Below are 4,079 nucleotides of genomic sequence, written 5' to 3'. Positions count from 1 at the left end.
GCCCGCTTCCTGCCCGCGACGGCCGGGCAACTCGTCCTGCGCGCCGCACCCGCGGACGGGCCGCTCGGCCCCTGGACGGGGCTCGGGGTGCTCGCGCTGTGGACGGCGCTCGCGGTCGGCGCGGGGTGGTGGCGCCTGCGGAGGCACGACGTCTGAGGCCGTCGCCGGGGGCCGCCGTACGGGGGCGTGCGAGGGCCCGGTTTACTGGAACGCATGAGCGGCACGGCCCAGCACCTGGACACCATCGAGTCCCTGTGCGTCCTGCCATTCCCGGACGCCGACTCGCCCGCCGGGTACGAGAGTTCGGGCCCCGGCCACCACCTCGTCACGCTGCTCCTCGCGCCCGCGGGGAACGCGGCGGACACCCCGACGGCAGAGATCGAAGACCAGTTCGAATCCGAACGCGAGGCCCTGTCCCTGCTCCTGACGACGCGGGGCTGGGGCCCACCGGACCGCCTCGCCCTCACCGGCGCCGCGCTCAGGGCGGCGGACGCGAGACTCCCCGCCCCCTGGGACCTCCTCGTCCACACGGTCCCGGACATCCACCTGTGGCACCGCGCGGACCGCTGGACGGGAATCGGCACGGCCCACCACGGCCCCGGCCTTCCCCTCGCCCTCATCGCCTTCACCACGACGGAGGACCCGCCCTGAGGCGGCCCCGCTACGGCAGCGGCTCCCCCGCCACGCGCGGGGGCACTCCGGCCGCCTCCCGCAGCCGGCCGAACTCCTCGGCCATCGCCGCGAGCGACCAGTGCGCGTTGAGCCCGCTCGGATTGGGCAGCGCCCACACCCGCGCCCCGCCCACCCGCTCCTCCTGCGGCCCGATCACGGCCTTCGGCGCGTCGAAGGCCGCGCGGTACGCGGTGATCCCGACGACGGCGAGCCAGGCGGGCCGCAGCCGCGCCACCTTCGCGGCGAGCGCCGCTCCCCCCGTACGGAACTCCTCCGCGCCCAACTCCCCGGCGCGCGCCGTCGCCCGCTGCACGACATTGCTGATCCCGAGCCCGTACGACAGCAACTCGCCCTGCTCGTCGGGGCGCAGCCGGCGCGGAGTGAAGCCGGAGAGGTGGAGCGCGGGCCAGAAGCGGTTGCCCGGGCGGGCGAAGTGGTGGCCGCTCGCGGCGGACAGGAGGCCCGGGTTGATCCCGCAGAACAGGACGCGCAGGCCGGGCGCCACGACGTCGGGGAGCAGCTTGTCCCGCGCCGCCTCCAGCTCTTCGGGGGTGAAACGCACGGCGCTCACCGTCCGGCCCGGAGGGCGGACGGTGAGCGGGGGACGTGGCGGTTCAGAGGATCGCGCCCGGGGTGTAGCCGGCGGCCTCGGGGCGTTCGGCGACGACGGCCTCGACGCGGGCGACGACGGCGGCGACCTGGTCGCGGGCCGCGCCCGTGAAGGAGAGCGGGTCGCCCATGAGGGCCGCGAGCCGGTCGCGGTCGAGCGGCAGGCGTTCGTCTGCCGCGAGCTTGTCGAGCAGGTCGTTGCGCTCGGCGCCCTTCTCGCGCATCTCCAGGGCCGTCGCGACGGCGTTCTCCTTGATCGCCTCGTGCGCCACCTCGCGCCCGACGCCGCCGCGCACCGCGCCCATGAGGACCTTGGTCGTGGCGAGGAAGGGCAGGTAGCGGTCGAGTTCGCGCGCGACGACGGCGGGGAAGGCGCCGAACTCGTCGAGCACGGTCAGGAAGGTCTCCAGGAGGCCGTCGAGCGCGAAGAACGCGTCGGGCAGCGCGACGCGACGCACCACCGAGCACGAGACGTCGCCCTCGTTCCACTGGTCGCCCGCCAGCTCGCCGGTCATCGAGGCGTAGCCGCGCAGGATCACCATGAGGCCGTTGACGCGCTCGCAGGAGCGGGTGTTCATCTTGTGCGGCATCGCGGACGAGCCGACCTGGCCGGGCTTGAAGCCTTCGGTGACCAGCTCGTTGCCCGCCATGAGACGGATCGTCTTGGCGAGCGAGGAGGGCGCGGCGGCGAGCTGGACGAGGCTCGTGACGACCTCGTAGTCGAGCGAGCGGGGGTAGACCTGGCCGACCGAGGTGAAGACCTCGCCGAAGCCGAGGTGCGCGGCGATGCGGCGTTCCAGCTCGGCGAGCTTCCCGCCGTCGCCGCCGAGCAGGTCGAGCATGTCCTGCGCGGTGCCGACCGGGCCCTTGATGCCGCGCAGCGGGTAGCGGCGCAGCAGCTCCTCGACCCGCCCGTAGGCGACGAACAGCTCGTCGGCGCCCGTGGCGAAGCGCTTGCCGAGCGTCGTGGCCTGCGCGGCGACGTTGTGCGAGCGCCCGGCCATGACCAGTTCGCCGTACTCCCCGGCGAGCTTGCCGAGGCGCGCGAGGACGGCGACGGCGCGGTCCCTGACGAGTTCGAGCGAGAGCCGGGTCTGGAGCTGCTCGACGTTCTCGGTGAGGTCGCGCGAGGTCATGCCCTTGTGCACGTGCTCGTGCCCGGCGAGGGCGTTGAACTCCTCGATCCGGGCCTTCACGTCGTGCCGGGTGACCTTCTCGCGCTCCGCGATCGAGGCGAGGTCCACGGTGTCCAGGACGCGCTCGTAGTCCTCCACCACCCCCTCGGGCACCTCGATGCCGAGGTCGCGCTGGGCGCGCAGCACGGCGATCCACAGCCGGCGCTCCAGCTTCACCTTCTGCTCGGGCGACCAGAGCTCGGCCAGCTCGGGGGAGGCGTAGCGGCCTGCCAGGACGTTGGGGATACGGGGCTTCGCAGTCACGAGGTCGCAGTCTACTTGGCGGTTCCCGCAGGTAGGCGCGCCGGTCGCCTTCGGAGGAAGCTCCAAACGGACGCGGACCGCTCGCCTCCTCGGTCGTGGCGCCTCGCGGTCCCCGGCCGGTCAGGAGTCCGCGCGGCGCCAGCCCGTCACCGGGCCCGGCTCGGTGGAGTCCGAGGGCGTGATCCAGAAGCCTTCGCCGTGCTCGGGGCTGAAATGCGCGCCCGAGCGGCCGTCGCCCGAGGAGCGGCCGGTCAGGCGGCGGCCGATCCAGGGGAGCAGGTGTGCGCGCGTGAAGCTCGCGTCCGCGATCCGGCGCTGGAGCCACGAGGGCGGTACGGGGGCGGGCAGCGGGCTGGTCCAGTCGTCCTCGGCCGCCAGGCCGAGGCCCTGCCACACGGCCTCCGCGACCCTGCGGTGCCCCTCGTCGGTCAGGTGCAGGCGGTCGACGCCCCACATCCGCTGGTCGCCGAGCGCCGCCGAGCCGTAGAGGTCGATGACCAGCGCGCCGTGCCGGGCGGCCAGTTCGTCGATGCACGCGAACAGGGCCTCCATGCGCGGCCGGAAACGGTCGAACACCGGGCCCTGCCGGCCCGGGCTGCGCATGAGCACCAATTGCTTGCAACTCGGCGCCAGCGTCTCGACCGCCTCTTCGAGCAGCCCGCGCACCCTGCCCATGTCGCACTTGGGGCGCAGGGTGTCGTTGAGCCCGCCGACGAGAGTCACGACATCGGCGCCCATCTTCGCGGCGGGACCGACCTGTTCGCGCACGATCTGCTCGATGAGCTTGCCGCGCACGGCGAGGTTGGCGTACCGGAATCCGGGGGCGCGGGTCGCGAGACGGGCGGCGAGCAGATCCGCCCACCCCCGGTAGGACCCGTCGGGCAACTGGTCCGACATGCCCTCGGTGAAGCTGTCCCCGACGGCGACGAGGCTGGTGTAGGTGGCATTGATCGACATGGCGAGTGCGATCGTACCGGCCGGTACGGGGCCCGGGCGAGCCCGGTGGCGGCCGGGCCCGGCCGCCACCACCTGCCCGTACCGGCCGCCGCTCAGGCCGCCACCGGCTCCGTCCCCCTGCCGATCAGCTCGCGCAGGACGTCCTCCAGCGCGACGAGGCCCACCAGCCCTTCGCCCGGGGCCGTGACCGCCGCGAGGTGGGCGCCCTCGGCGCGCAGCGCGGTCAGGGCCGCGTCGAGCGGGGTGCCGGCCGGGAGGCGGGGGAGAGGGCGCAGCTCGCGCGGGGCGAAGGGGAGGTCGGCGGGGCGCGGGCCGAGCGCGTCCTTGACGTGCAGGTAGCCCAGGAGCCGCCCGTCCGCGTCCGCGACCGGGAAACGCGAGTACCCGGACGCGGCGGCGAGC

At 74.4% G+C, this 4,079-nt stretch carries 5 protein-coding genes and 1 pseudogene; 2 read left to right on the top strand and 4 right to left on the bottom strand.

What is annotated here, in order from left to right:
* A pseudogene (locus tag G3I42_RS38050) lies at window positions 1-156 on the top strand (ABC transporter permease); the annotation flags it as partial.
* 57 nt (window positions 157-213) lie between these two features.
* Window positions 214-651, top strand: coding sequence for a hypothetical protein (locus tag G3I42_RS32820; RefSeq protein WP_164291325.1), 438 nt, complete (start codon window positions 214-216; stop codon window positions 649-651).
* A 10-nt stretch (window positions 652-661) separates the two neighbouring features.
* Here G3I42_RS32820 and mug read toward each other — a convergent pair whose 3' ends face one another.
* The 4 genes from mug to G3I42_RS32800 form a co-directional block, all read right to left on the bottom strand.
* Complete coding sequence (gene mug / locus G3I42_RS32815; RefSeq protein WP_164291324.1) at window positions 662-1,234, bottom strand: G/U mismatch-specific DNA glycosylase; 573 nt, start codon at window positions 1,232-1,234, stop codon at window positions 662-664.
* 52 nt (window positions 1,235-1,286) lie between these two features.
* Window positions 1,287-2,720 carry an adenylosuccinate lyase gene (purB, locus tag G3I42_RS32810; protein WP_164291323.1) on the bottom strand — a complete coding sequence of 478 codons (1,434 nt, stop codon included), beginning with the start codon at window positions 2,718-2,720 and terminating at the stop codon, window positions 1,287-1,289.
* A 120-nt stretch (window positions 2,721-2,840) separates the two neighbouring features.
* The gene (locus tag G3I42_RS32805; protein WP_164291322.1) at window positions 2,841-3,677 is read right to left on the bottom strand and encodes an SGNH/GDSL hydrolase family protein; all 837 of its coding nucleotides are present in this window, start codon (window positions 3,675-3,677) and stop codon (window positions 2,841-2,843) included.
* 92 nt (window positions 3,678-3,769) lie between these two features.
* A partial coding sequence (locus G3I42_RS32800) for a CBS domain-containing protein (protein ID WP_164291321.1) occupies window positions 3,770-4,079 on the bottom strand: 310 nt, incomplete at its 5' end.

Origin of the sequence: Streptomyces sp. SID11385, from assembly GCF_010548245.1 — a bacterium.
Lineage (GTDB): Bacteria > Actinomycetota > Actinomycetes > Streptomycetales > Streptomycetaceae > Streptomyces.
The sequence above is the reverse complement of the archived record's forward strand: the minus strand, read 5'-3'. Positions and strand labels throughout refer to the sequence as shown.